The sequence below is a fragment of the Streptacidiphilus fuscans genome, from assembly GCF_015690355.1.
GTDB classification, from domain to species: Bacteria; Actinomycetota; Actinomycetes; order Streptomycetales; family Streptomycetaceae; genus Streptacidiphilus; species Streptacidiphilus fuscans.
The window spans coordinates 166219-192344 of sequence record NZ_JADPRT010000010.1 but is presented as its reverse complement, the minus strand read 5'-3'; the positions used below and the strand labels follow the sequence as shown (position 1 = coordinate 192344).

General features: G+C 72.9%; 26 protein-coding genes and 1 riboswitch. Of the genes, 14 read left to right on the top strand and 12 right to left on the bottom strand.

The window, feature by feature from the left end:
• Positions 1–52: 52 nt before the first annotated feature.
• On the top strand, positions 53–625 hold the full coding sequence (locus I2501_RS23700) for a GNAT family N-acetyltransferase (protein WP_196196188.1): 573 nt from the start codon (positions 53–55) through the stop codon (positions 623–625).
• Here I2501_RS23700 and I2501_RS23695 read toward each other — a convergent pair.
• The 5 genes from I2501_RS23695 to thiO form a co-directional block, all read right to left on the bottom strand.
• Positions 618–1226 (bottom strand): GNAT family N-acetyltransferase, encoded by a 609-nt coding sequence (locus I2501_RS23695; RefSeq protein ID WP_328806570.1) that lies wholly within the window; start codon positions 1224–1226, stop codon positions 618–620. The two genes, I2501_RS23700 and I2501_RS23695, sit on opposite strands and share 8 nt — an antisense overlap.
• 40 nt (positions 1227–1266) lie before the next feature.
• The gene (gene pknB, locus I2501_RS23690) at positions 1267–3240 is read right to left on the bottom strand and encodes a Stk1 family PASTA domain-containing Ser/Thr kinase (protein ID WP_196196186.1); all 1974 of its coding nucleotides are present in this window, start codon (positions 3238–3240) and stop codon (positions 1267–1269) included.
• A gap of 114 nt (positions 3241–3354) precedes the next feature.
• The gene (locus I2501_RS23685; protein ID WP_196196185.1) at positions 3355–4161 is read right to left on the bottom strand and encodes a thiazole synthase; all 807 of its coding nucleotides are present in this window, start codon (positions 4159–4161) and stop codon (positions 3355–3357) included.
• Positions 4162–4168: 7 nt separating this feature from the next.
• Complete coding sequence (thiS, locus tag I2501_RS23680; protein WP_236047044.1) at positions 4169–4402, bottom strand: sulfur carrier protein ThiS; 234 nt, start codon at positions 4400–4402, stop codon at positions 4169–4171.
• Positions 4399–5616, bottom strand: coding sequence for a glycine oxidase ThiO (gene thiO, locus I2501_RS23675; protein WP_328806568.1), 1218 nt, complete (start codon positions 5614–5616; stop codon positions 4399–4401). Before thiO ends, thiS begins: the two co-directional genes overlap by 4 nt.
• Positions 5611–5722, bottom strand: a riboswitch (TPP riboswitch). (Overlaps the previous gene by 6 nt.)
• A 24-nt stretch (positions 5723–5746) precedes the next feature.
• Between thiO and I2501_RS23670 the strand changes: the two genes are divergently transcribed.
• Positions 5747–6934 carry an NAD(P)/FAD-dependent oxidoreductase gene (locus I2501_RS23670; RefSeq protein ID WP_196196184.1) on the top strand — a complete coding sequence of 396 codons (1188 nt, stop codon included), beginning with the start codon at positions 5747–5749 and terminating at the stop codon, positions 6932–6934.
• Positions 6935–6972: 38 nt separating this feature from the next.
• Here the strand turns inward: I2501_RS23670 and I2501_RS23665 are convergent, their stop codons facing one another.
• Complete coding sequence (locus tag I2501_RS23665) at positions 6973–7158, bottom strand: hypothetical protein (protein ID WP_196196183.1); 186 nt, start codon at positions 7156–7158, stop codon at positions 6973–6975.
• A 191-nt stretch (positions 7159–7349) separates the two neighbouring features.
• Between I2501_RS23665 and I2501_RS23660 the strand changes: the two genes are divergently transcribed.
• The gene (locus I2501_RS23660) at positions 7350–8180 is read left to right on the top strand and encodes an enoyl-CoA hydratase family protein (protein WP_196196182.1); all 831 of its coding nucleotides are present in this window, start codon (positions 7350–7352) and stop codon (positions 8178–8180) included.
• A gap of 93 nt (positions 8181–8273) precedes the next feature.
• A complete protein-coding gene (locus I2501_RS23655; protein ID WP_196196181.1) occupies positions 8274–10526 on the top strand; it encodes a bifunctional salicylyl-CoA 5-hydroxylase/oxidoreductase in 2253 nt (750 codons plus the stop codon).
• 135 nt (positions 10527–10661) lie between these two features.
• On the opposite strand, the gene I2501_RS23650 is transcribed toward I2501_RS23655, so the two are convergent.
• Together I2501_RS23650 and I2501_RS23645 are read right to left on the bottom strand one after the other, a co-directional pair.
• Positions 10662–11507 (bottom strand): PaaX family transcriptional regulator, encoded by an 846-nt coding sequence (locus I2501_RS23650; RefSeq protein WP_196196180.1) that lies wholly within the window; start codon positions 11505–11507, stop codon positions 10662–10664.
• Positions 11508–11524: 17 nt separating this feature from the next.
• Entirely contained in the window at positions 11525–13159 is a 1635-nt protein-coding gene (locus tag I2501_RS23645) for an AMP-binding protein (protein WP_196196179.1), read from the bottom strand.
• 150 nt (positions 13160–13309) lie between these two features.
• Here I2501_RS23645 and I2501_RS23640 point away from each other — a divergent pair, with 150 nt between their 5' ends.
• Genes I2501_RS23640 through thiE form a run of 6 tightly spaced genes read left to right on the top strand, consistent with a single transcriptional unit; the run spans position 13310 to position 17741 of the window.
• Positions 13310–14548 (top strand): acyl-CoA dehydrogenase family protein, encoded by a 1239-nt coding sequence (locus tag I2501_RS23640; RefSeq protein ID WP_196196178.1) that lies wholly within the window; start codon positions 13310–13312, stop codon positions 14546–14548.
• Positions 14545–15312 carry an SDR family NAD(P)-dependent oxidoreductase gene (locus I2501_RS23635; RefSeq protein WP_196196177.1) on the top strand — a complete coding sequence of 256 codons (768 nt, stop codon included), beginning with the start codon at positions 14545–14547 and terminating at the stop codon, positions 15310–15312. The genes I2501_RS23640 and I2501_RS23635 overlap by 4 nt, the downstream gene beginning before the upstream one ends.
• Positions 15309–15707 (top strand): RidA family protein, encoded by a 399-nt coding sequence (locus I2501_RS23630; RefSeq protein ID WP_196196176.1) that lies wholly within the window; start codon positions 15309–15311, stop codon positions 15705–15707. The genes I2501_RS23635 and I2501_RS23630 overlap by 4 nt, the downstream gene beginning before the upstream one ends.
• Positions 15708–15752: 45 nt before the next feature.
• Complete coding sequence (locus tag I2501_RS23625; RefSeq protein ID WP_196196175.1) at positions 15753–16676, top strand: ion channel; 924 nt, start codon at positions 15753–15755, stop codon at positions 16674–16676.
• A gap of 46 nt (positions 16677–16722) precedes the next feature.
• Positions 16723–17088: an Rv2175c family DNA-binding protein gene (locus I2501_RS23620; protein ID WP_196196174.1), complete on the top strand. Its 366-nt coding sequence runs from the start codon at positions 16723–16725 to the stop codon at positions 17086–17088.
• Positions 17085–17741 (top strand): thiamine phosphate synthase, encoded by a 657-nt coding sequence (gene thiE / locus I2501_RS23615; RefSeq protein ID WP_196196173.1) that lies wholly within the window; start codon positions 17085–17087, stop codon positions 17739–17741. The genes I2501_RS23620 and thiE overlap by 4 nt, the downstream gene beginning before the upstream one ends.
• Positions 17742–17918: 177 nt before the next feature.
• On the opposite strand, the gene I2501_RS23610 is transcribed toward thiE, so the two are convergent.
• Positions 17919–19040: a polyprenyl synthetase family protein gene (locus tag I2501_RS23610; RefSeq protein WP_328806567.1), complete on the bottom strand. Its 1122-nt coding sequence runs from the start codon at positions 19038–19040 to the stop codon at positions 17919–17921.
• Positions 19041–19242: 202 nt separating this feature from the next.
• Between I2501_RS23610 and metF the strand changes: the two genes are divergently transcribed.
• Both metF and I2501_RS23600 read left to right on the top strand, forming a co-directional pair.
• On the top strand, positions 19243–20160 hold the full coding sequence (gene metF, locus I2501_RS23605; RefSeq protein WP_196196171.1) for a methylenetetrahydrofolate reductase [NAD(P)H]: 918 nt from the start codon (positions 19243–19245) through the stop codon (positions 20158–20160).
• 72 nt (positions 20161–20232) lie between these two features.
• Entirely contained in the window at positions 20233–21174 is a 942-nt protein-coding gene (locus I2501_RS23600) for a hypothetical protein (RefSeq protein WP_196196170.1), read from the top strand.
• Between the two features lie 14 nt (positions 21175–21188).
• On the opposite strand, the gene I2501_RS23595 is transcribed toward I2501_RS23600, so the two are convergent.
• Entirely contained in the window at positions 21189–22667 is a 1479-nt protein-coding gene (locus I2501_RS23595) for a phytoene desaturase family protein (protein ID WP_196196169.1), read from the bottom strand.
• Positions 22668–22739: 72 nt separating this feature from the next.
• On the opposite strand from I2501_RS23595, the gene I2501_RS23590 reads away from it, so the two are divergent.
• A complete protein-coding gene (locus I2501_RS23590; protein WP_196196168.1) occupies positions 22740–22961 on the top strand; it encodes a hypothetical protein in 222 nt (73 codons plus the stop codon).
• A gap of 1 nt (position 22962) precedes the next feature.
• On the opposite strand, the gene I2501_RS23585 is transcribed toward I2501_RS23590, so the two are convergent.
• Complete coding sequence (locus I2501_RS23585) at positions 22963–23589, bottom strand: TetR/AcrR family transcriptional regulator (protein WP_196196167.1); 627 nt, start codon at positions 23587–23589, stop codon at positions 22963–22965.
• Positions 23590–23830: 241 nt separating this feature from the next.
• On the opposite strand from I2501_RS23585, the gene I2501_RS23580 reads away from it, so the two are divergent.
• Positions 23831–25282 carry an MFS transporter gene (locus I2501_RS23580; RefSeq protein ID WP_196196166.1) on the top strand — a complete coding sequence of 484 codons (1452 nt, stop codon included), beginning with the start codon at positions 23831–23833 and terminating at the stop codon, positions 25280–25282.
• 37 nt (positions 25283–25319) lie between these two features.
• Here the strand turns inward: I2501_RS23580 and I2501_RS23575 are convergent, their stop codons facing one another.
• Positions 25320–25937: a DUF4126 domain-containing protein gene (locus I2501_RS23575; RefSeq protein WP_196196165.1), complete on the bottom strand. Its 618-nt coding sequence runs from the start codon at positions 25935–25937 to the stop codon at positions 25320–25322.
• Between the last annotated feature and the right edge of the window lie 189 nt (positions 25938–26126).

The window sequence follows — 26126 nt, the reverse complement described above, 5'->3', positions numbered from 1 at the left end:
CAGAAGCGGTTATCCGCTTGCCTGCGCGTGGCAGCGCCGGAAGGATCGGCGCATGGAACACCCTGCCGAGATCCTGCGCCATGACCGTGTCGTGCTCCGCCGCTGGCGGAACGTGGAGGCCGACGTCGCGCGGCTGACCCTGATCGGGTTGGAGGCACGCGAGCGGCTGCTGCCCTGGATGCCGTGGGCGGAGAAGCACTCGCGCGAGAGCGTGATCGAGTACCTGACCGGTGCGGAGCAGGGATGGCAGACGGGCGAGGCGTACAACTACGCCATCATGGGCGACGGTCCGGACGGCCCGAACACCCTGCCCGTCGGGTCGACGTCATTGATGCGCCGGATCGGGCCCGGTGGGTTCGAGATCGGGTACTGGATCCACCAGGACTGGAGCGGCCAGGGTTTGGTGACCATGGCCGTCGCCGCACAGGCCAGTGCCGCGTTCGCGCTCGCGGGTACGGACCGCATCGAGATCCATCACGACAGCGAGAACCACGCCAGCGGCGCGGTCCCGGCGCGGCTCGGGTTCACCGAGGTGGACCGTCATCCGGACGAGGGCCGGATCGAGGTGGTCTGGCGGATCGTCCGCGAGGACGCCGAGCGGCAGCCCTGGTGGGGCGTCAGCTGACGGGTGCGGCAGCGGGACGGTCCGACCCAGGCCAGGGGCCGGGCGTCGCGCCGACGGGCTGGACCGTCGTCTCGGTGCGGACCAGCTCGAAGCCGCGGGCCTGGTAGTTGCCCAGCGCCGCGGGGCCGTCCAGGGAGCAGGTGTGGACGGCGACCTGCCGGGTGGGCGGCAGCGCGAGGTGACGGTCCGCCAGGTCCCAGGCGCGGCGCAGCCCGAGGTCGAGCAGATGGCCGCCGAGGCCCTGCCCGATGAACGCGGGCAGCAGGCCGAAGTAGGCCACCTCGACCTCGCCCGCTCGGTCCTCCCGGTGCGGCTCCAGCTGGACGTAGCCGGCCGGCGTGCCGGAGACCCAGGCCACCCAGGTCTCCACGCCGTCCTTGGCCAGCCAGTCGGCCCACTGCCGGTAGTCCCAGCCGAGGCGGTCGGTCCAGTGCCACGCCCCGCCGACGGCGGTGTAGAGGAACCGGGCGAACTCAGGGCCGATCAGCTCGGCCCGGACCACGGTCAGGTCCAGCCCCGCAGGCGCGGGCACCGGCGTGGCGGGGAGCGCGTCGGGCGAGGACTGGGCCAGGTGCCAGGTGGTCACCTCGGTTGCGCTCACCTCGGCTGACGTTGCTGTGTGTTCCATGGACAAGTCGTCTTCAGTAGAGCCAGATGGTGACGGTGCTGCCCATGGCGGCCTGGCTGTTGCCGCCCGGGGTCTCGCTGCGGACGGTCGTGCTGCCGAACAGCGTGAAGCCGAGCGAGCGGACCTTGAACCCGGCCTGCTTGAGCGCCTTCGTCGCGTCCTTCTCGGTCATCCCGGTGACGTCGGGGACGGTCACCTGCTGCTGGCCCTTGGACATCGTCAGCGTGATGGTCGCGCCCTGTGCTGCCTGACCGGCGGGCGGGTTCATCTGGGCGACCGTGCCGGCGTCCTGGTCGGAGTAGATCTGGGTGGGGTTCAGCGCGACCTGGAACCCGGCGGACTGCAGGTCCGAGGTGGCCTGGTCCAGGGTCTCGCCGGTCACGTCCGGCAGCGGCACCGGCTGGGCGCCGCTGCTGACGACCAGGGTGACCACGGTCTGCGGCGCGACCTGCTGGCCCGCCGCCGGGCTGGTGCCGATCACCGCGCCCGCCGGGACGGTCGAGCTGGTCTGCTGCTGTTGCTGGCCCGAGACCGCCAGCCCCGCCTGCTGCAGCGCGGCCGTCGCGTCCGCGACGGACTTGCCCGCCACCGACGGGACGGTCGGCCGCTGCGGGCCCTTGGAGACGTCGACGGACACGTCGGCATCCTTGCGAACACGCGCGCCGGGACCGGGATTCGTGCTGATCACGGTGCCCTTGGGGACGCTGCCGCTGAAGTCCTGGGTGAGCGAGACGGTGAAGCCGTCGTGCTCCAGCGTCTGCACCGCCTGCGCCTGCGGCACCCGCAGCACACTCGGCATCCGCGTGTAGAGCCCGCCGTTGAGCGCCCAGGTCAACCCGGCCACCAGCAGCGCGAGGACCACGACCACGCCGGCGGGCAGCACCCAGCGCGGACGCCGGACGCCGCGCTGACGGCGGGTCAGCGCGACCGGAGGCGGCTCGGGCCGCTCGCGGCGCGGCATCACCAGGTCCGCCGGAAGCTCCCGCAGCATCGCCGGGTCCATCACGGAGGTCCGCTCGACGGGCGGCGGAAGCAGGGCGGTCGCCGACGAGACGTCAGCACCTGGGCCGACGCCGAGACCGGTCGCGGCGGCGTGTCCGGCGGGGGGTTCGGCGTCCAGCTGAGCGGGCGTCATCTCGCGTCGGGCGCGCTGGAGTTCGGCCAGCAGCTCGACCGCGTCGGCGGGACGCCCGGACGCGTCGCGTGCCGTCGCCGCCCGCGTTATGGCGTCGAGCTGCGGCGCCAGGCCCGGGACCAGAGCGGACGGCGGCGGCACGTCGACGCTCAGGTGCTGGAAGATCACCTGCATCGGGCTCTCGCCGGTGTGCGGCTTGGAGCCGGTCAGCATTTCGTAGAGCATCACGCCGCAGGCGTAGACGTCGCTGCGCGGGTCGGCCGCGCCGCTCTCGATCTGCTCGGGCGCGAGGTAGGAGACGGTGCCCATCACCTGCTGCGTGGTGGCCGCGGTCTGGCCGTTGACCGCGCGGACCAGGCCGAAGTCGGCGACCTTGACCCGGCCGTCCTCGGTCAGCAGCACGTTCTCCGGCTTGACGTCGCGGTGCACCAGACCGGCCCGGTGCGCGGCGCCGAGCGCGGCCAGCACGGGCTCCAGGATGTCCAGCGTGGTGCGCGGGCTCAGTGCGCCGCGGTCCCGCAGCAGGTCGCGCAGGGTCCAGCCGGGCACGAACTCCATCGCCAGAAAGACCGCGGGCGGGACCGACGTGTGGTCCTCGCCCTGGTCGTAGACGCCGACGACGTTCGGGTGGGAGAGCCGGGCGACGGCCTTGGCCTCGCGGATGAACCGCTGGACGAAGTCGGGGTCGGCGGCGAAGCCTGGATGCATCACCTTCAGGGCGACGACCCGGTCGAGCCTTACGTCCACACCCCGGTAGACGGTGGCCATCCCGCCGACGGCGACGCGCTGCTCGACCCGGTACCGGCCGTCGAGCATGCGCCCGAGAAGGGGGTCCTGCAGCGTTGCGTCCATCCCACGGAGTGTACGGGGCAGGGGTGCGCGGCTCCGCACGGGCGACCGGTCCGTCGCTGAAAAGTGAGCGTCCCAGGACACGGTGGTGACGAACCGGTCCGTACACCGTGCCGATCAGAACGCGGGAGCCTCCGGGTCGAAGGACGCACCGCCCGCCATCCGGCCCGCCATGGGGGAGGACGCCTCGGCATGGAACCGCTTCGGGATCCGGCCCGCCCGGTAGGCAAGCCGTCCCGACTCGACCGCCTTGCGCATCGCCTCGGCCATCAGCGCGGGCTCCTGGGCCCGGGTCACCGCAGTGGCCAGCATCACAGCCGCGCAGCCGAGCTCCATCGCGAACGCCGCGTCCGACGCGGTGCCCGCGCCCGCGTCGAGCACCACCGGGACGCCCGCCTGCTCGACGATCAGCTGGAAGTTGTGCGGGTTGCGGATGCCCAGCCCCGAGCCGATCGGCGAGCCCAGCGGCATGACGGCGGCGCAGCCGACGTCCTCCAGCTTGCGGGCCAGCACCGGGTCGTCGTTGGTGTAGGGGAGGACCACGAAGCCGTCGTCGACCAAGGTCTCTGCGGCGTCCAGCAGTTCGACCGGGTCGGGGAGCAGGGTGCGCTCGTCGGCGACCACCTCCAGCTTGACCCAGTTGGTGCCCAGCGCCTCGCGGGCCAGACGGGCGGTCAGCACCGCCTCCCCGGCGGTGAAGCAGCCGGCGGTGTTGGGCAGCACGTCGATGCCGCAGCGCTGGAGCACCTCCAGCACCGAGCCGCGCGCGGACGGGTTGATCCGGCGCATCGCCACGGTGGTGAGCTCGGTCCCGGAGAGGCGCAGGGCGTTCTCCAGCACCTCCAGGCTGGGCGCGCCGCCGGTGCCCATGATCAGCCGGGAGGAGAAGGAGCGGTCGGCGATGGTGAGCAGGTCGTCAGCCATGACGGTGTCAGCCTCCCTGGACTGCGGTGAGGATCTCGACCCGGTCGGCGTCGGCCAGCGTCGTCGCGCTCCAGGCGCTGCGCGGCACCACGGCCTCGTTGACGGCGGCGGCGACGCCGCTCGGCGCGGCGCTGAGCTGGGCCACGACCTCGGCGAGTGTCGTCCCCGACGTCACCTCGCGGGGTTCGCCGTTGACGGTCAGTCGGATCTGGGCGGGCATGCCGAGCGGTGCGGCGGTCATCGGGAGGTCTCCAGCACAGGACGGTGAGCGGCGAAGCGCTCGGGGGTGAAGGGCGCGGCCTCGGGCGGCAGGCTGCCGGTGGTCAGCAGCTCGGCGATCGCGTCGCCGGTGACCGGGGTCAGCAGCACGCCGTTGCGGTAGTGGCCGGTCGCCGCGATCAGGTCGGGCAGCGCGGTCGGGCCGAGCAGCGGTGCGTTGTCGGGGGTGCCGGGCCGCAGCCCGGCGTTGGTCTCGGCGAGCGGCAGCTCGGTGATGCCGGGCAGCAGCTCGCGGGCGTCGCGCAGCAGCTCGTACACGCCGCCCGCGGTGACGGTGGTGTCGAAGCCCTGCTCCTCGCTGGTCGCGCCGAGGACGAGTTCGCCGTTCTCGCGCGGGACGACGTAGATGTGGCAGCCGCGCACCACGGCACGGACGTTGCGGGACAGGAAAGGCATCGGCAGCGGGCCCTGGACGGTCTCCATCCGCAGCCGCAGCACCTGGCCCTTGACCGGCCGCACCGGCAGCCGCGCCTCCGGCGGCAGGCCGGGCAGCTCGCCGGACCAGCTCCCGGCGGCCAGGACGGTCCGTCCGGCGGCGATTCGGGTGCCGTCCTCGGCGACCGCGCCTGCGGCCCGGTCCCCGGTCACCGCGAGCGTTGCCGCGCGGGACCGGTGCAGCGTGACCCCCGCGCGCTCGCACGCGGCGACCAGGGCCGCGCCGAGGCGGCGGCCGTCGACTTGGTGGTCCTCGGCGACCAGCGTTCCGCCGCGCACGTCAGGGGCGAGCATCGGCTCCAGCCGACGGCACTCGCGGCCGGTCAGCCACTCGGTGGTCAGGCCCAGCCGCTGCTGGAAGGCGTGCACCTCGCGCAGCTCGGCCCGGTCGTCGGCGTCGAGGGCGACGGCCAGGGTGCCGCAGCGGCGGTAGCCGGTGGAAAGGCCGCCGCTTGCCTCGGTCAGCTCGGCGACGAAGTCGGCGTAGCGGGTGTTGGAAGCGATGCCGAGCCGCAGCAGCGGCTCCTCGCCGTACTGGAGCTCGGTCACCGGGGCCAGCATCCCCGCAGCGACCTGGTTCGCACCGTGGCCGGGGTCGGGGTCGAGCACCGTGACGGAGAGGCCGCGCTGCGCCGTCCGCCAGGCCACGGCCAGCCCGATGATCCCGCCGCCCACGACCAGGACGTCGGTGCGGATGTCTGTGCCGATGTCGGTCGTTCGATCGGCATGCTCGCGCGTCACTGTTCCTGCACTCCCTTCGCCGGCATGACCCGGATCAGGTTCGGACGGTCGGAGGCGCCCCAGCCTCCCTCTCAGCCCGGTGCTCCGGGCTCCCGTGTCTACTTCACGCTTCACTCTATACAGTGGCGCAATGGCTGTAGTGATCGTCGGGGCCGGGATGGCCGGCGTGCAGACCGCGGTGGCCCTGCGCCAGCAGGGGTACACGGACGGGTTGACCCTGCTCGGAGCCGAGCCGCACCCGCCCTACGACCGGCCGCCGCTCTCCAAGGACGTGCTGCTGGGCAAGGCCGCCGACTCCCGCTTCGAGATCGACTACGCGGAGCTCGGCATCGAGCTGGCGCTGGGCCGTCGCGCGCTCTCCCTCGACGCCGACGGGCATCAGCTGCGCACCGACGCGGGCGACCTCTCCTACGACCAGCTGGTGCTGGCCACCGGCGCGGCCCCGATCGCGCTGCCGGGACAGCCGGACTCGGCCTTCCTGCTGCGCACCCAGGACGACGCGGTCGCGCTCAAGGCCGCGCTCACGCCAGGCGCGCGCGTCGCCGTGGTCGGCGCGGGCTGGATCGGCGCGGAAGCGGCGACCGTCGCCCGGCAACTGGGCTGCGAGGTCACCGTCGTCGAGGCCGCGCCCTCCCCGCTGGCCGGCGCGCTGCCGACCGAGCTGGGCGAGCGCACCCGCGCCTGGTACGAGCAGGCGGGCGTCCGCCTGCTGACCGGCGCGGCCGTGAGCGGCATCCTGCCGGGCGGCCCGGGGTCGCCGGGAGCGGTGCACCTGACCGACGGGCAGGAGATCGAGGCCGACGCGGTCGTGGTCGGCATCGGCGCCCGCCCGGACACCGGCTGGCTTGACGGGTCCGGCGTGGCCCTGGACGACCGTGGCGCGGTCGCCGCGGACGAGCGGCTGCGGGCCGGCGGCGTGGCGGACGTCTTCGCGGTCGGCGACTGCGCCTCTTTCCCGTCCCGGCGCTACGGACGACGGCTGACGGTCCATCACTGGGACAACGCCATGCAGGGCGCTCGCGTGGTGGCTGCCAACCTGCTGGGCGGGGAGAGCCTCTACAACCCCGTGCCGTACTTCTGGTCCGAGCAGTTCGGGCGGATGGTGCAGGTCGCGGGCGTCTGGGGCGGCGACGACGAGCAGATCGCGCGCGGCGACGACACGGTGCTGTGGGTGCGCGACGGACGACTGGTCGCGGTCTTCACCGTGGACCGTCCGCGCGATCTGGCGCAGGGGCGGAAGCTGGTCGAGTCGGGCGCGGTGCTCGACCTCGCCAAGGCGGCGGACGCGGCGGTGCCGCTCAGGTCCGCCGTCGCCTGAGACCCGGGACGCCGGACGCTGCGCGGACGCGGGAGGGTTCAGACCACCCGGCGGTTGCCGGGTGCGGCGTCCTCGTCGCCGAGGGGGCGACCGGCCAGGACGGCGAACGGGACCAGGCCGATCGTCGGGAGCACGACGGCCAGCGCGGCGAGCGTCGTCGGCGAGGTGGTCCACTCCAGGACGCAGACGCCAGCCACGACCACGGCGATCAGCGCATAACGCATGCTCAGGGCTCCTCGAACTCCTTCGCGCGCACGTCCTTCGTGTGCACAGTCACCAGCAGTATGCCCGACCCGTCCGCGCGGGCCCCGGCGGGGCGGGCGGACGGGGTGTTCCGCGCGGCCGCCGGATGGTCATATCGTGTTCGTGACGACCGTCGCACAGCGGCGATTCACCGCACGGGGAGGCCACCCAGATGAGCCCGTTCCGAGGATCCGTCCCGTTCACCGAGGAGTGGCGCCACTTCCGGCTCAGCCGCGACGAGTCGGGCATGCTCACCGTCACTCTCGACCGCCCGGACAAGCTCAACGCGCTGACCTTCGAGTCCTATGCCGACCTGCGTGACCTGCTGGCCGAGATCCCGCAGCGCGGCGACACCCGGGCGATCCTGCTGCGCGGCGAGGGCCGGGCGTTCTGCTCCGGCGGCGACGTCAACGAGATCATCGGCGCGACCCTGGCGATGCGGCCCGACGAGCTGCTCGACTTCACCCGGATGACCGGCCAGGTGGTCCGCGCCATGCGCGAGTGCCCGGTGCCGATCGTCGCCGCCATCCACGGGATCGCCGCCGGCGCGGGCTCGGTGCTGGCGCTGGCGGCCGACTTCCGGGTGGTCGCCAGGTCCGCCCGGTTCGCCTTCCTGTTCACCAAGGTCGGCCTGGCGGGTGCGGACATGGGTGCGGCCTACCTGCTGCCCCGGCTCGTCGGGCTCGGCCACGCCACCAAGCTGCTGATGCTCGGCGACACCATCGACTCCGCGACCGCCGACCGGTACGGCCTGGTCAGCGAGCTGGTCGACGACGAGGAGCTGGACGCCGCCGCCTCCGCGCTCGCCCGACGCCTGGCCGAGGGCCCCGCCTTCGCGCTGGCGCAGACCAAGGCGCTGCTCACCCAGGAGCTCGACATGAGCCTGGCCGCCTCCGTCGAGCTGGAGGCGATGACCCAGGCGCTGCTGATGAAGAGCGCGGACTACGCCGAGTTCCACGCCGCGTTCACCGGCAAGCGCCCGCCCAAGTGGCAGGGGCGCTGACGCGGGGGCTCCTGATGCGGGGCCGCTGACAGCTCATAGCGTTCTCGTTACGATGGCCAGAGAAGCAGTACAAGCCGAAGCAGGGAGGCGGCCGTGCGGATCGCGGTGATCGGGGGCGGGCCCGGTGGGCTCTACTTCGCGTCGTTGGTCAAGCAGCAGGACCCGGCGCACGAGGTGACCGTCTGGGAGCGCAACGCCCCGGGTGACACCTTCGGCTTCGGCGTCGTCCTGTCGGACGAGACCCTCGGCGGCATCGAGGACGCCGACCCGGCCCTCTACGCCGACCTGGCGTCCGGGTTCGCCCGCTGGGACGACATCGACGTCCACCTGCCCAGCGGCCAGGTGGTCACCTCCGGCGGCCACGGATTCGCCGCGACCAGCCGTCGCCGCCTGCTCGACGTGCTCCAGCAGCGCTGCCGTGACCTCGGCGTCGACCTGCGCTTCCGCACCGAGGCCCCGCCGGCCGCCGAGCTGGCCCGCAGCCATGACCTGGTCGTCGCCGCCGACGGCGTCCGCTCCCGCACCAGGACGGCCGCCGAGGACGTCTTCCGCCCCCGGCTGGACGCCCGGCGCTGCCGCTACATCTGGCTCGGCACCGACCTGGTCTTCGGCGCCTTCCAGTTCCAGGTGCTGCGCACCGAGCACGGCGTGATGCAGCTGCACGGCTACCCGTACTCGGACGAGGGCAGCACCGTCATCGTCGAGATGCGCGAGGACGTCTGGCGCCGGGCCGGGCTGGACGGCCTGGACGAGCAGCAGTCCATCGCGGCCTGTGAGAAGTACTTCGCCGAGCTGCTCCAGGGCCACGCGCTGCGCGGCAACGACTCGCGGTGGATCGCCTTCACCACCGTCCGCAACGCCGTCTGGCACGACGGCAACGTGGTCCTGCTCGGCGACGCCGCGCACACGGCGCACTTCTCCATCGGGTCGGGGACGAAGCTGGCCATGGAGGACGCGCTGGCGCTGGCCGAGAGCCTGCGGGGCGCGGAGCGGGTCGGGCGGCCGGTCGAGGAGGCGCTGGCCGCGTACGAGAAGGAGCGGCGGCCGGTCGTCGAGTCCACCCAGCGCGCGGCGCAGGCCAGCCTGGAGTGGTTCGAGAACCTGGAGCAGTACCTGGACCAGCCCGACTGGCAGTTGGGCTTCAACCTCCTCACCCGCAGCCGCCGGATCACCTACGACAACCTTCGGCTCCGCGACCCCGGCTACGTCACCTCGCTGGAGGCCGAGTTCGCCGAGGCCGGCACTCCGCCGATGTTCACCCCGTTCCGGCTGCGCGAACTGACGCTGCGCAACCGCGTCGTGGTCTCACCGATGGACATGTACTCCGCGCAGGACGGCGTCCCCGGCGACTTCCACCTGGTCCACCTCGGCTCGCGGGCCCTGGGCGGGGCCGGGCTGGTGATGACGGAGATGGTCTGCGTCGCCCCGGACGCCCGGATCACGCTGGGCTGCACCGGCCTCTGGAGCGACGAGCAGCAGGCGAGTTGGACGCGGATCGTCGACTTCGTGCACGAGCGCAGCGGCGCGGCGATCGGTCTCCAGCTGGGCCACGCGGGCCGCAAGGGCGCGACCCGGCTGATGTGGGAGGGCATGGACGACCCGCTGGAGCCGGAGCAGTCCTGGCCGGTCGTCGGCCCGTCGGCCCTGCCGTACCGGGCGGGGGTGAGCCAGGTCCCGGCGGAGTTGACGCACGATCAGCTGGAAGAGATTCTTCATCGCTTTGTCGACTCAGCACGGCGCGGCGCGGAGGCGGGGTTCGACCTGCTCGAACTGCACTGTGCGCACGGCTATCTGCTGTCGTCGTTCCTCTCGCCGTTGACCAACCGCAGGACCGACGAGTTCGGCGGCTCGGTCGAGGCACGGCTGCGCTGGCCGCTGCGCGTCTTCGACGCGATGCGCGCGGTCTGGCCGGAGGACCGGCCGATGACGGTCCGCGTCTCCGCCACGGACTGGGCGACGGGCGGCAACGACGTCGCGGACGCGGTCACCATCGCCCGCGCCTTCGCCGACCACGGTGTCGACGCGGTCGACGTCTCCACCGGCCAGGTCGTCTCGGAGGAGCGGCCCGCGTTCGGCCGCTCGTACCAGACCCCCTTCGCGGACGCGATCCGCAACCAGGTCGGCGTGCCGGTGCTGGCCGTGGGCGCGGTGTCGTCCTGGGACGACGTCAACTCCCTGCTGCTGGCCGGCCGCGCGGACCTGGTCGCCCTGGGGCGCCCGCACCTTTACGACCCGGCGTGGACGTTGCACGCGGCGGCGGAGCAGGAGTGGAGCGGTGCAGGTGTGCAGTGGCCGATCCAGTACGCAGCGGGCCGTCGGCGTCCGCAGACTGGCCGGAGGCTTTAGACAAGGGGACGTTGCAACTCGGCGCGGGGAACTGCGCGACAAGCCACCCACGCAGGTAGAGCACCGAACGCGCAGGGCCATCCGCATATCAGTGGTTGATCGCGCAGTTCCCCGCGCCCCTGGATGTTTGCAACCTCACCCGTTGCCGATCGTTTCCCGTACGAAATCGCGAGAAGCATCACGGAGTCGAGCATCGAGCTCTTGGAACACTCGTGCAGCGCGCTGCCCCGGCCACCCCGCCGGGAGCAGTTCCATCGGCAACCCCGGATCCAGATACGGCAGTCGCCGCCAACTATCCACCGCCCGCAGGTGATCCGCGAACGCCTCCGGCAGCGACACCGCCCCCCGTCGCCGGTTCCACCGCGTCAGCACCGGCTCGTGGACCTCCAGGAACTCCTCGTGGCACCGCGCCAGAGCGGGGAGATCCCACCACCGTGCGACGGCCTCCCGCGTCGGCTCGAAAGCCAGATGCTCCGCGCGGAACAGGTCCGTGTACTCCGCGAGCTTCAGCCGCGTCAGCACGTGCCGCGTCTCCTCGAAGAGGTGCGCGGGTGCGACCCAGACGCCCGGCGCAGCCGTCCCGTACCCGAGTCGGGCCAGACGCGAGCGCAGCAGGTGGCGCTTCTGGCGCTCGCTCTCCGGGACGGAGAACAGTGCAAGCACCCAGCCGTCGGCGAGCCGTGAGGCGCGCGAGGCGTAGATCCGGCGGTCCCCGTCGGCCAGCAGCTCGCTCGCCGACTCCGACAACGCGTATCCGGCGACGCCGCCCAGCGGCTCCGGCACCAGGAACCCGCGCCGCTTCAGCCGCGAGACCGCGGACCGCACGGCCTGCGCGTCCACGCCCACCGCGGCCAGCAGGCGGATCAGGTCGCCGACGGCGATCCAGCCGCCGAGGTCGCGGCCGTGCGCGCCGAAGAAGGTGACGAGCAGCGAGCCCGGCGTGTGCTCGCGCGCGGACCCGGTGTCGTCGTCAGTCGTCATACGGTCACTTTAGAGATCTAGAGATCGGGTCCGCGCAGGCGGAACCGCTGGAGCTTGCCGGTGGGGGTGCGTGGCAGCGCCTCGCGGAACTCGACGGCGCGGGGGTACTTGTAGGCGCTGATGGTGGACTTCACGAAGTCCTGCAACGCCTTGACCGTGCCCTCGTCGGCGGGGACGCCCTCCGCCAGCACCACGAAGGCCTTCACTATCTGACCGCGCTGCTCGTCCGGGACGCCGATGACGGCCGCCTCCCGCACGTCGGGGTGGCGCAGCAGGGCCTCCTCGACCTCGGGGCCGGCGATGTTGTAGCCCGCCGAGATGATCATGTCGTCGGCGCGGGCCTGGTAGCGGAACCGGCCCTCCGCGTCGCGCACGTAGGTGTCGCCGGTCAGGTTCCAGCCGTCGCGCACGTAGGCGTGCTGACGCGGGTCGTCCAGGTAGCGGCAGCCGGTCGGGCCCTGGACGGCCAGCAGGCCGGGGGTGCCGTCGGGCACCTCCGCGCCGGTCGCCGGGTCGACCACATGGGCGCGGAAGCCGGGCACGGCCACACCGGTGACGCCGGGTCGGGCGTCCCCGTCGGCGGCGGAGATGAAGATGTGCAGCATCTCCGTCGCCCCGATGCCGTTGATCAGCGGCAGCCCGGTCCGGTCGTACCAGGCCTGCCAGGTCGCGGCGGGCAGGTTCTCCCCGGCGGAGACGCAGCGGCGCAGCGACGAGAGGTCGGCGGCGCCGGAGCCGGAGTCCGCCCCGTCCAGCAGCGCGCGGTAGGCCGTCGGCGCGGTGAACAGGACGCTGACCCGATGGCGTGCGATCGCGGCGGGGAGCGTCTTCGGCGACGGCTGCTCCAGCAGCAGCGCCGAGGCCCCGACCCGCATCGGGAAGATCACCAGCCCGCCGAGCCCGAAGGTGAAGCCCAGCGGCGGCGTTCCGGCGAAGACGTCGTCGGGCTCGGGCCGCAGCACGTGCGCGGAGAAGGTGTCGGCGATGGCCAGCACGTCCCGGTGGAAGTGCATGCAGCCCTTGGGACGCCCTGTGGTGCCGGAGGTGAAGGCGATCAGCGCGACGTCGTCGGCGGAGGTGGCGACGGCCGGGAAAGGCGTGTCCGGCTGTGCGGCGGCCAGCGTCAGCAGGTCGTCGGGGCCGTCGCCGCCGTAGGGGGTGATCCGGAGCCCCGCCGCGCCCACGGCCGCCAACTCCTCCAGCGCGCGGGCGTCGCAGAGCGCGTGGCTGACCTGGGCGATCTCGACCATCGTCGCCAGCTCGGTACGCCGCTGCGCGGCCAGGACCGTGACGGCGACCGCGCCCGCCTTCATGACGGCCAGCCAGCAGGCCACCAGCCAGGGTGTGGTGGTGCCACGCAGCAGCACCCGGTTGCCCGGCACGACGCCGAGGTCCTCGGTCAGGACGCGGGCGATCCGGTCGGTGCGGGCACGCAGCTCGCCGTAGCTCCAGACCTCGCCGTCCTCGGTGCGCAGGCAGGGCCGGTCGGGGCCGAGCGCGGCGATCGTGGCGTCGAGCAGTTCCGCGCCGCAGTTGAGCCGGTCGGGATAGTGCAGCTCCGGCAGGTCGAAGTGCAGCTCCGGCCACTCGTCGGCGGGCGGGAGATGGTCGCGCGCGAAGGTGTCGACGTGCGCGGAGGGGAGCAGGTGCATGGCGGGTGGTTCCCCCTCACCTTGAACCTCGACTGGGACCGGGTGGGCCGGGTGGCTCGATCCGGATTCAGGCTAGCGCGTTGGTGACGGCAGTCAACCATCCGCGATATGAATGGGGTGAGGGGTGACCCGGTCAGGAGGGAGCGCGCGATGACGACGACGGCGTTCGCGCTGGACAAGGGCCAGCGCGAGTACTGCGCCTGGGTGCGGTCGGTCGCCGCCGAGCGGCTGCTGCCGCTCGCGCACGGCGCGGCCGAGGCGGCCGAGGGCGAGGCGGGAGGCGATGCGGGACGCGTGAACCGCCCGCTGCTGGAGGAGATGGGACGGCTCGGCCTGCTCGCCCGGCTCTTCCCGGGCATCGGTTCGGCGGCCGGCGCCGACGGCGGCCTGCGGCAGGCCGCCGCACTGGACCTCTGCCTGCTGCGCGAGTCGCTCGCGCAGGTCTGCACCGAGGCGGAGACCGCCCTCGCGCTCCAGGGGCTCGGCGCCTACCCGGTGCTGCAGAGCGGCACCGAAGCGCAGATCGCGCGCTGGCTGCCGGAGGTCGCGGCAGGACGCGCGGTCGCCGCGTTCGCGCTCTCCGAGCCGGGCGCGGGCTCGGACGCGGGCGAGCTGGCGCTCGCTGCGGAACCGCAGGACGGCCAGGGCGCGGGCGGCTGGCTGCTGCACGGCGAGAAGTGCTGGATCTCCAACGCCCCCGAGGCCGACTTCTACACGGTCTTCGCCCGCACCGGCCCGGAGTCCGGCGCGCGGGGCGTCACCGCGTTCCTGGTCCCGGCGGACCGTCCGGGGCTGACCGGCGAGCGGCTGGACATGATCTCGCCGCACCCCATCGGTCGTCTCCTCTTCGACGGCGTCCCGGTCGGTCCGGAGGACGTGCTCGGCGAGGTCGGTCGCGGCTTCCGGGTGGCGATGCGCACGCTCGACCTGTTCCGGCCCAGCGTCGGCGCCTTCGCCGTCGGCATGGCCCAGGCCGCGCTGGACGCGGCCGTCGCGCACGCGGGCAGCCGCCAGGCCTTCGGCGGTCCGCTGCGCGACCTCCAGGCGGTCGGCCACCGGCTCGCCGAGATGGCCACCCGCACCGAGGCCGCCCGGCTACTGGTCCTCTCCGCCGCGAGCGCCTACGACGCGCAGCAGGCGGAGGGCGGCGGAGACGGCGCGCGCGTCACCGGCCTGGACGGCCCGACCGCACGCGCCGCGATGGCCAAGCTGTTCGCCACCGAGGCGGCGCAGTACGTCGTCGACTCGGCGGTCCAGATCCACGGCGCGCGGGCGCTGCAACGCGGCCACCTGCTGGAGCAGCTCTACCGCGAGGTCCGCGCACCCCGGATCTACGAGGGCGCGTCCGAGGTGCAGCTGTCGATCATCGCCAGGGAGCTCTACGCATGAGCGCCGATCGGATCAACCGGATCGCGGTCGTCACCGGCGGCAGCCGGGGCATCGGTGCGGCCGTCGCCGCCGACCTCTCCGCTGCCGGTCACCGCGTCGTCCTCGCCGCCCGGGACGCGGAGGCGCTGGAGCACGCGGCCAAGGCGCTGCCGGGCCCGGTGCTGACCGTCCCCCTGGACGTGACCGCGCCCGGCGCGGCCGACGAGCTCTTCGGGCGGGTCGAGGCGGAGTGGGGTCCGGCCGAGGTGCTGGTCTGCGCGGCCGGTGCGGGGGCGTCGGCGAAGCTGACCGAGACGACGGACGAGCTGTGGGAGGCCCAGCTCGCGCTGAACCTGACCGCGCCGTTCCGCTGCCTGCGCCGCGCGCTGCCGCCGATGCGGGCGGCGGGGTGGGGTCGGGTCGTGGTGGTCGCCTCGACGGCGGCCAAGGTCGGCGCGCCGTACATCGCCGCCTACACCGCCGCCAAGCACGGCGTGCTGGGACTGGTCCGCTCGGCCGCGGCGGAGCTGGCCGGGAGCGGGGTGACCGTCAACGCCGTCTGCCCCGGCTACGTGGACACGCCGATGACCGACGCGACGGTCGCCGCGATCGTCGCCCGCACCGGCCGTACCGAGGACGAGGCCCGCGCCGCGCTGGCCCGGATGCAGCCGATCGGGCGGCTGATCCGTCCGGAGGAGGTCGCCGCCGTGGTCCGGCTGCTGCTGGATCAGGAGGCCCTCAACGGCCAGGCTGTCACCGTCGACGGAGGAGGAGTCCAGTCATGACGCTGCATCGGATCAACCCGCCCGAGCTGGCCCCGGCCAGCGGCTTCAGCCACGCCGTCACCGCGACCGGCGGCACGCTGGTCTTCCTGGCCGGCCAGACGGCGCTGGACGAGCACGGCGCGATCGTCGGCAAGGACATCGTGGAGCAGTTCGACCAGGCGCTCGCCAACCTGCTCACCGCGCTGACGGCGGCGGGCGGCGGCCCGGAGCACCTGGCCCGGCTGACGGTCTACACGACCGACCCGGAGGAGTACCGCGCGCACGCCGCCGAGATCGGCCACATCTGGCGGGCCCGGGCCGGGCGCGAGTACCCGGCGATGGCGCTGATCGGGATCGTCCGCCTCTGGGACGCCCCGGCGCTGGTCGAGCTGGAGGGCATCGCCGTACTGGACTGAGATCGCCGTGCTGGACCGAGGTCGAGAACATAGGGTTTGCCCCATATGTTCGACCGTTCGTCAGGGCCGCAGCTGCCGGAGCCGACAGAGCCGCCGTCAGAACCGACGCCAGGGCCCTCCGCTCCGCAGCCCGGCGCGCCGGAGCACGTCAAAGGGCTCACCTACCAGGGGGAGCGCTTCGAACGCTGGCGGCGGGCGACGGCCGTGCCGTTGCTGGTGCTCGGGTGCATCTTCCTGGTGTTGATGCTGTTGCCCGTCCTGGACAGTGAGCTCAGTCGGGACAGCAAGCTCGCTGTCTTGGTGGCGGACAGTGTGATCTGGGCGCTCTTCTGCGCCGACTACACCGTCAAGCTGATCCTGGCCCAGAAGCGGAAACGGTTCTTCTTCGAGCACCTGCTGGACATCGTGCTGATCGCGCTGCCGATGTTCCGGCCGCTCGGGGTGCTGCGCGGCTTCGGCGTCTTCGCCGTCATGGCCCGTGGCATCCGGCGCAACCGAAACATCAAGACCGCCTCCTACACCGGCGCGGCCTTCGTCATGGTGCTGATCGTCGGCGCCTACGGGGAGTGGCTCGCCGAGCGGAACGCGCCCGGCGCGAACATCCTCACCTACGGTGACTCGCTCTGGTGGGCCATCGTCACCGCAGCCACCGTCGGCTACGGCGACTACGTGCCGGTCACCACGATGGGGAAGATCGTCGCCTCGATCATGATGATCACCGGCGTGGCGACGCTGAGTCTGGTCACCGCCTCGATCTCCAGCTGGCTGGTCCAGCTCTCCCGCCGTGAGGACGACCAGGTCGCGGCGGCGGCGGAGCGGCAGCACCAGCTCGAGCAGTTCCGCACACTGCTGTCGGAGGTGCGCCAGCTCAACGAACGGTTCGCCCGGCTGGAGGCACGCAGCGAGCACGAAGGCGGTCAGGAGGGCGGGCGCGAAGGCGGGCAGGAGGGCCGTTCCGACGATTCCTGAGGCCGTGGGTGTGCGCTCCGGGCTGCGGAGATGGCAGTCTGTTGACGTGAGTGAGATTGATCCGAAGATCGACGCGTTGATTCCGGCCTGGCTCTACCTCCCCGACATCTCGGAGAAGTGGGGCATCGAGGTCACCAAGGTCCGCAACATGGTCAGCGACGGCACGCTCCTGGCGGTCCGCCGCGGCGAGAACAACGCCCTGCAGATCCCGGCCGCGTTCGTCGGTGAGGACGGGCCGGTCAAGGGCATCGTCGGCACGCTGACCGTGCTGAAGGACTGCGGGTTCACCAAGGAGGAGGCCCTGGAGTGGCTCTTCACCGATGACCCGACCCTCCCCGGCACCCCCGCCCAGGCCCTGAACGAGAACCGCGGCACGGAGGTCAAGCGCCGGGCCCAGGCGATGGCTCTGTGAGCACGGGCCGTTCCGCACGGGAAGCGCTGGCCGACGCCCGGCTCTACCTCTGCACGGACGCCCGGCGTGAGCAGGGCGACCTTGCGGAGTTCCTCGACGCGGTGCTGGCCGGTGGCGTCGACATCGTCCAGCTCCGTGACAAGGGCCTGGAGGCGAAGCAGGAGCTGGAAGCCCTGGAGGTCTTCGCGGCGGCGTGCGAGCGCCACGGCAAGCTGCTGTCGGTCAACGACCGCGCGGACGTCGCCTTCGGCGCCCGCCCGGACGTGCTGCACCTGGGCCAGGACGACCTCCCGGTGCGGATCGCCCGCGAGATCCTCGGCGACGACATCGTCATCGGGCGCTCCTGCCACGCCGAGTCTGAGGTCGACACCGCGCTGACCGAGCCCGGCATCGACTACTTCTGCACCGGCCCGGTCTGGCCCACCCCGACGAAGCCGGGCCGCTACGCCCCGGGCCTCGGCCTGGTCGAGTACGCGGCGAAGCAGACCACGGACCGCCCGTGGTTCGCCATCGGCGGCATCGACGAGTCCACCCTCGACCAGGTCCTGGACGCGGGCGCCCGCCGCATCGTCGTCGTCCGCGCGCTGACCGCGTCCGCGGACCCGTTCGCGGCAGCGCAGTCGCTCGCGCGGCGGGTACGCGAACGGGACTGACGGTCGGCTGGCGGCTCCGCCGCGTGGGCGCAACGTGCCCAGCCTTTGCTGCTGCGTGCAGTTGCAACTCTTCAGGGGCGCGGGGAACTGCGCGACAAGCCACGGGCATGCGGACGGTCCTCAACGCGCAGGGCCATCCGCACAGGGTGGTTGCTCGCGCAGTTCCCCGCGCCCCTGTTAGTGCCTGCGCGCCGTTGCCGCGTCGGTGAGGCGGTGGAGGACGGCGCGGGCGGTGGGATCCGCGATGGGCGCGGCCGCCAGCGCCGTCAGAGCGTCGGCGCGGAGCGCAGCGATCCGCGCCTCCACGCGCGCGGGCGCGCCGGAGCGGGTGACCAGGTCGCGGAGGCGTTCGACGCCGGTCGCGTCGAGGCCGGGCGCGCCGAGGTGGTCGTCGAGGAAGCGCGCGTCCGCCGCGCCCAGCGCGGCGCTCGCCTCGGCGATGAGCAGGGTGCGCTTGCCCTCGCGGAGGTCGTCCCCGGCGGGCTTTCCGGTGACCGCCGGGTCGCCGTAGACGCCGAGCAGGTCGTCGCGGAGCTGGAACGCCTCGCCCAGGGGGAGGCCGAACGACTCGTACGCGGCGACCAGTTCGGCCGGGGCGTCCGCGAGCAGGCCGCCGATCTGGAGGGGGCGCTGCACCGTGTACTTCGCGGACTTGTAGTGGATCACCGTGCGGGCCCGCTCCACCGGCGGCGTCGGCTCGGTCCAGGCGGCGGCGGGTTCGAGCATGTCGAGGTACTGACCCGCCATCACCTCGGTCCGCATCAGGTCGAAGAGCGGCTTCGCGCGCCGCACGGCGTCCCTCGGCAGTCCGGAGTCGCCGAAGAGCGCGTCGCACCAGACCAGCAGCAGGTCGCCGACCAGGATCGCCGTCGCGCCGCCGTACTGCCCGGCGTCGCCGCGCCAGCCCTCCGCGTCGTGGAGCGCCTCGAAGCGGCGGTGGACGGAGGGGAGGCCGCGGCGGGTGTCGCTGCGGTCCATCAGGTCGTCGTGGACGAGGGCGCTCGCCTGCAGCAGCTCCAGGGCCGCCGCGGCGGCCACCGCGCCGGGCTCGTCGGGGGAGCCGCCCGCGCCGCGCCAGCCCCAGTAGCAGAAGGCGGCGCGCAGGCGCTTGCCGCCGCCGGTGACGAAGTCCCGGACGGTGGTGCAGACGGGGGAGAGCTGCGGCGAGATCGCCAGCAGGGTCCGCTCCTGGTCGCCGACGAAGTCGCAGAGCGCCTGGTCGACCCGCTCCCGCAGCCACTCCTCGTCCACAGGGTTGCCGACGGACGTCGGCGAGGGGACGGACGAAGTGATTGACACCGGGGACTCCGAGCGGTACGGGGACCAAAAGCGTAACGCGCCGGTGGCTCCGGACGTCCGAGCGGGGTACGAGCAGCGCGCCGGTCGTGCGTCCGCAGCGCGTCCGTGCGCCTCCTCGGCGCTCACCTGGGTGTCCACGCAGGTGTCCCAACAGATGGACAACTGTCCCACTGCTTGTCCGAAGGGTGGATAACCTACGGGTATGGCTCTCGGAACTCCCAGCACCCGCCCTGACCGCGCGGTCTCCATCCGTGACCTGTTGGCGTCCGGGGCCAAGTCCTACTCGTTCGAGTTCATGCCGCCGCGGACGCCGGAGGCCGAGGCCGGTCTGTGGAAGGCGATCCGCCGGCTGGAGGCGCTGTCGCCGACGTTCGTCTGCGTCACCTACGGTGCCGGCGGCTCGACCCGGGGCCGCACGATCAACATCACCGGCCGGATCGCCGCCGAGACCACGCTGACCCCGGTCGCCCACCTGACCGCGGTCGACCACACCGTGGCGGAGCTGCGCAACATCCTGGGCCACTACGCGGACCAGGGCGTCCGCAACGTGCTGGCGCTGCGCGGCGACCCGCCGGGCGACCCGCTGGGCGAGTGGGTGCCGCACCCGCAGGGCGTCAACTACGCGTCCGAACTCGTCGAGCTGATCAGGGAGTCGGGCGACTTCTGCGTCGGCGTCGCGGCCTTCCCCGAGCGGCATCCGCGGTCGGACAACTGGGACGACGACATCCGCCACTTCGTCGCCAAGGTGCGCGCGGGCGCGGACTACGCGCTCACCCAGATGTTCTTCGACGTCGACTTCTACCTGCGGTTCCGCGACCGGGTCGCCGCGGCCGGGTGCGAGGTGCCGATCATTCCGGAGATCATGCCGGTCACCAGCGTCCGTTCGCTGCGCCGGATCCCGACGCTGAGCACCGCGTGGTTCCCGCCGCAGCTGTCCGAGCGGATGCTCGCGCACGAGGACGACCCGGCGGCGGTGCGCGCGATCGGCATCGAGTACGCGACGGACATGTGCCGCCGCCTGCTCGACGAGGGAACCCCGGGGCTGCACTTCATGACGATGAACTTCTCGAACGTGACCTCCGAGATCTACCAGAACCTCGGGCTGACCCCGCACGCCTGACAGGTTTGTTGACGCTGGTCTCACCTTTAACCGGTACGGTGGCTCCACCCGTCCGCAGGGGCGGGAGAGACGGTGGGAGAAGCCGTGGGCCTGACCGCGTTGTATGCCGCGTTCGCGGTGGTCGCCCTGTGGTTGGTGGGCGAGTTGCTGCTGCAGCGCCGTGCGCCGCTGCCCTGGCGCGGCGTCGCGCTGCTCGGGTTCCTGGCACTGGTCGGCGGAGTGGTCGCCGGCTCGCTGCCGCTGATCGGCGCGGGCGTGCTGGGCTTCGGCGCCGGGCAGTTCCTGGCCTCGCGCGCGGTCAAGGCGGGCGGCGGGCCGTACTGGGTGCTGGTGCAGCCCGAGCAGGTCCCGGTCGTCGGACGGCTCTTCGGCGGCGGTGGCGCGGGCGGCGATGCCGGGGCGGAGTTCTCGCAGCCGGTGGTGGTGGGCGAGGTCGGCCCGATCGAGGACGTCGAACCGCTGCCGAGCGGCGAGCCGGGCGTGCCCGGCGGTGAACCGGTGGTGGCGACGGCCGAGGACAGCGTCTACTTCGGCCCCGGCGACGAGCAGTACGCCTACGCGCCCGAGCAGCCGGTGCCGTACGGGGAGTACGCGCCGGAGTACACCCCCGAGTACGCCCCCGCGTACGCGCAGTACGACGGGTACACGGCCGCCGCGGACCCGACGCAGCAGCAGGCGTACGCGGACGCGTCTTACGGGCAGAGCGGCCAGTACGAGCAGTACGTGCAGTACGCCCCGCAGGAGCAGCAGCAGACGTACCCGGACTACGGGCAGCAGCAGTACGAGCAGCCGCAGCCGCAGTACGACCAGTACGGCGGGTACACGCAGCCCGGCGAGTACGCCCAGCCCGCCGTCGACTACGGGAACTACGCGGGCTACACGCCGGACCCGTACGCGCAGTACCAGCCGCAGCCCGTCGCCCCGCAGTACCCGGACTACTCCGCCGAACCGGCCGCGTACCCGCAGCAGCCGGAGTACACGTACCCCTACCCCGGAGAACACCACCAGGGCTGAGGGCTGACGTCCGGTCAGGGCGTCCCGACGAGGCCGGCGACGACCGTCGCCGACATGCCGACGCGGGCCAGCCCGCCGCCCGGGTGGGCGGCGCCGCCGACGTGGAAGAGGCCCGTCCGGGGGTCCGCGTTGCCGGGCGCCAGGAACGCGCCACCCGCGCCGGGCAGCGACGGAGGCGGGACGGAGCCGCCGGGTGCGCCGGTCTCCGCCGCCGTGTCGGCCGGGGTGCGGGCGTGGCGCCAGAGCAGCCGGTCGGCGAGGTCGGCAGCCTCCGGGACCGAGGCGACCGCGTGGGCGAGGACGGCGTCCGCGTAGGCCGAGACCCGCTGCGGGTCGGTCCAGTCGAGCGTGCCGTGCGGTGGCACGGTGACGGTGAGCGTCGCCGTCTCGTGGCCCTCGGGGGCGAGCGTCGCGTCGTCGGGGCGCAGCAACTGAAGCGTGGGCCGGTCGCAGAGGCTGGGGACGGGGCCGAAGAGCGCGTCGAGTTCGTCGGCCCGGTCGGGCGCGTGGACGACGGTGCGGTGGGGCACGTCCGTCGGGCGTGCGCCACGGAGCGCGAGGAGCAGCGTGAACCGGCCGGGCAGGCGCGGGTTCCTGGCGGCCGAGGCCTGCGGCGGCCGGTTGTCGACGACGACGTCCGCGTCCAGCTCGGTCCCGTCGGCCAGCAGCACGCCGGTCACCCGCTGGCCGCCTGCACCGTCCGCGCCGTTCGTACCCTTCTCGACCAGCACCTTCCGCACGGGCGTGCCGAAGCGGAGGTCGACGCGGCGGGCGCGGCAGCGTTCCAGCACGGCGTCGGCGAGCGCGCGCATGCCGCCGGTGACGTACCAGACGCCGAAGCTCTGCTCCAGGTAGGGCAGCCAGGTCAGCGCGGCCGGGGCGCGCTCCGGGTCGAGGCCGAAGCGGAGCGCGTACTCGTCGAGGAGCGCGGTCAGCCGGGGGTCGCGCAGTTCGCGGCGGCCGACGTCGGCGAGGGTGCGCGGCGGGCGGGCGAGCAGGCCGCGCCGCTCGGGGACGTAGGGGTCGCGGTGGAGCACGGCGGGGTGGTCCGGCAGCGGCTCCTCCAGCAGCGGGCGGCGCGTCGCCTCCCAGACCGCGCGTCCGCGCCCCAGCATGCCGCCCCACCGGGCGCCCGCGCCGTCGCCGAGGGCGGTGGTGAGGGCGCTCTCGACCTTGGCCAGCGAGGCGTTGGCGAGCGCGAGCCGGGCGCCGTCGGGCAGGACGTGGACGCTGCCGGGGTCGACCGGGCGCAGCTCGACCTCGTCCTCCAGCCGGGTGCGCCCGGTCTTGAGCATCAGGTCCCGGTAGACGGCGGGCAGGGTGAGCAGGGTCGGGCCGGTGTCGAAGCGGAAGCCCTCGCGCTCGAAGCTGCCGACCATGCCGCCGTGCGTCGGTGCGGCCTCGCAGAGGACGACGGTGTGGCCGACGGTCGCCAGCCGTGCGGCGGCGGCCATTCCGCCCATTCCTGCGCCGATGACGACAATCCGAGCCATGGGCAGTGATCCTAAGGCCACCGGACCTGCCGGACGGTCACGGCCCTCGGTGGTCGTCCTATGATCAGCGGCATGGCGGACTTCGAGCACCACGAGGAACTGGCCGTCCGCGCGATCGCGGAGTCGCGTGCGTCGAGCCTGTCGCACACCCGCGAGTACCACGTCCAGGTGGCGCAGGTGGAGGCGACGCTGGCGCTGGCCGCGGCGGTCGCCGCGCTGGGACGCCGCGACGGCGCAGGGCAGGACGGGGCCGGGCGCGACGAGGCCGGGCGGGACGGGGCTTCGGAGGGCTGAGCTACTCCGCGCGCAGCCCGTCCATGATCAGGCCGACCAGGCGGTCCGGGCTGCTGGTGCGCTTCTTCATCGTCTTGGCCGCGCTGCACGTGTAGCTGACGCCGCTGGCCAGCTGCATGACCTCGTGGGCCTCCACGTCCGTCCGGACCTGGCCGCTCGCCTGGGCCCGGGCCAGCAGTTGTTCCAGCGTCTCGCCCAGCACCCCGACCGTCTCGTGCTTGCGGTTGTCGGTCAGCAGCAGCGCTGCGGCCAGACCGCGGAACTCGCCGATCTGCGCGATCAGCTTGACCAGCCACTCGTGCAGGGCCATGCCGGGGTCCTCGGCGTGGAGGAAGGTCTCCGCCTCCGCCCCGACGGACTCGGACCAGCGCGCGGCGACCGCGTCGAAGAGGTCCTGGCGGGTGGGGAAGTGCCGGTAGAGGGTGCCGGGGCCGACACCGGCGCGCTTGGCGATGTCGTCGAGTGACGCGTTGGCGCCGTTGGCGAGGAACGACTCGGTGGCGACCTCGACCAGCCGCTCGTAGTTGCGGCGGGCGTCCGCGCGCATGGGACGGCGAGGGTGCGCCGTCTCTCCGCGGTCGCGTGCGCCGTGCGCTTCCGGCCCCTGTGCCTCGGTCTCGGCGGCCATGCTCCCAAGCCCCTCTCGATCCCACTTGCTAACCGGAGAGCGTCTCCGTATTGTTGTTCCTGAAACCGGAGGATATCTCCGTTTGCGTTTCCCAACAATTCTCCATGCGCTCCCCACGGGCGGAGCCATGTCCGAGAACACCCTCTCAAGGTCTGCCAGGTCTCCCATGTCTTCTTCGTCGTCTTCTTCCTCGTCCTCCACAGCCATCATCACCTCTCCAGCGAGAGAACGAACAGCACCGGTGGAGCCACCAGGTCAGTCACGCCACCGCCTCGCGCTGGCGGTCATCCTGGCCTGCCAGTTGATGGTGATCCTCGACGCCACCGTGGTGTCCATAGCCCTGCCGGGCATCCAGCACACGCTCGGCTTCTCCTCGGCCGGGCTCAGCTGGGTGATGAACATCTACCTGCTGGCCTTCGGCGGACTGCTGCTGCTCGGCGGCCGGGCCGGTGACATCTTCGGCAGGCGGCGGCTGCTTGCCTACGGGATCGCGCTGTTCACGCTGGCCTCGCTGCTGGGCGGGCTCGCCACCAACCCGACCGAGCTGCTCGCCTCCCGGCTCGCCCAGGGCGTCGGCGCCGCGGTCGCCGCGCCCAGCACGCTGGCGCTGATCGTCAGCACCTTCCGGGACCCGAACGAGCGGGCCCGCGCCATCGGGCTCTTCTCCGCGATGTCGGCGGGCGGCGCGACCGTCGGGCTGATCCTGGGCGGAATCCTGACCTCCTGGTTCTCCTGGCGCTGGGTGATGTTCATCAACGTCCCCTTCGGACTGATCGTCACCCTCCTTGCGCCGCGCGTGATCCAGGAGCCGCCGCGTCACGGCGGACGGCTCGACCTGGGCGGTGCGGCGACCGCGACGGCCGGGATGGTCGCGCTGGTCTACGGCTTCATCCGCGCCGCCACGGGCGGTTGGACCACGCCGCTGACCCTCGGCTGCTTCGGCGCGGCCGTGGTGCTGCTGACCGTGTTCGTGCTGGTCGAGCGGAAGGTCGCGCAGCCGCTGCTGCCGCTCTCGCTGCTGACCGACCGCGTCCGGGCCGGAGCGTACGGGGCGCTGGGCCTGATCGCCGCGGCGATGTTCGGGATGTTCTTCTTCATCACGCAGTACCTGCAGAACGGTCTCGGCCTCTCGCCGATCAAGGCGGGCTTCGCCTTCCTGCCGCTGGCCGTGCCGATCTTCGTCGGCGCCCGGCTGGCGCCGAGGCTGGTGCCGCGCCTGGGCGCGCGTCCGTTCCTGCTGGCCGCACCGCTGCTGCTGCTCTCCGGGCTGGCGCTGCTCACCCGGATCAACGCGCACACCGCGTACGCCTCGGGGATCCTGCCCTCGATGCTGCTCTTCGGCTTCGGCGCCGGGTTCACCATGGTCCCGCTGAGCGTGACCATCCTCCAGAGCGTCCGGCCGGAGGAGTCCGGTGCCGCGTCCGGGACGCTGCAGACCATGCAGCAGGTGGGCGGCGCGGTCGGCACCGCCATCGGCACCACCGCCTTCACCGCCGCGCTGCGGCACCCCGTCGGCGGCCCGGGTGCTGCCGGTGCGCACGCGACGCTCGCCCACGGCGTGTCCATCGCGATGACCTGCTCGGCGGCGCTGGTGCTGGTCGCCTTCGTGGTCCTGGCCGGGGTGGTCGCCCCGAAGTTGGTCCGCCCGTCGGGGCAGCCTCAGGTGCCGCAGCAGCCGGTCGTCTTCGACTGAGCCGGCGTCTGAGGCCGCCCGGCGGGGCGGCGGACGGTCAGCCGACGAGGTCGTGCTGCGGACGCAGACCCGCCCGCGCCGCGCGGCGCTCCTTGCGGCGGCGCAGGAACTTACGGATCCGCGAGATGGTGAACAGCACCAGCAGCACGCCCCCGGCCAGCAGCACCCCGGCGATGATCGCGGCCGGGACCGGGTGGAACAGCGCCAGGACGACGAGCCCGGCGACGGCCAGGTCCTCGACCATGCTGATCACGATGTTGCTGAACGGCTCGGGGGAGGTGTTCACGCCCATCCGCACGCCGGTCTTGACCAGGTGACTGACCAGCGCGGTGCCGCCGCCGACCGCGGCGGCACCGAGCGTGGTCAGCGAGTCGTGGGCGTGGCCCGCGATCAGCGCCGCGACGACGCCTCCGGCGATCGGGCGGATCACGGTGTGGACGAGGTCCCAGGCCGAGTCCACGTAGGGGATCTTGTCGGCGACGGCCTCGATCACGAAGAGGACGCCCGCGATCACCAGCACGTCGGTCCGCTCCAGGCCCGGCGGCACCACGGTCATATGGTCGTAGCGGCCGAACAGCCCCATGACCAGGACCACGGCGTAGGCGTTGATGCCGCTGGCCCAGCCGCTGGTGAAGATCAGTGGCAGCAGTCCCATGGATGGTCCCCCGTGGTGTGGATGGTGTGGCGCGGTGACGCGTGTGAGACGCGTGGGGCACCAGGCTAGTGGCCCCCACTACTCGGGGTGACCTGGTGGAAGCACCGATGATCCCTGAGTAGTTCTACTCAGACACTCGTCCGAACGGGTTGAGTACCCACGCGGATGGTTCCCGACCTGCATCGACGG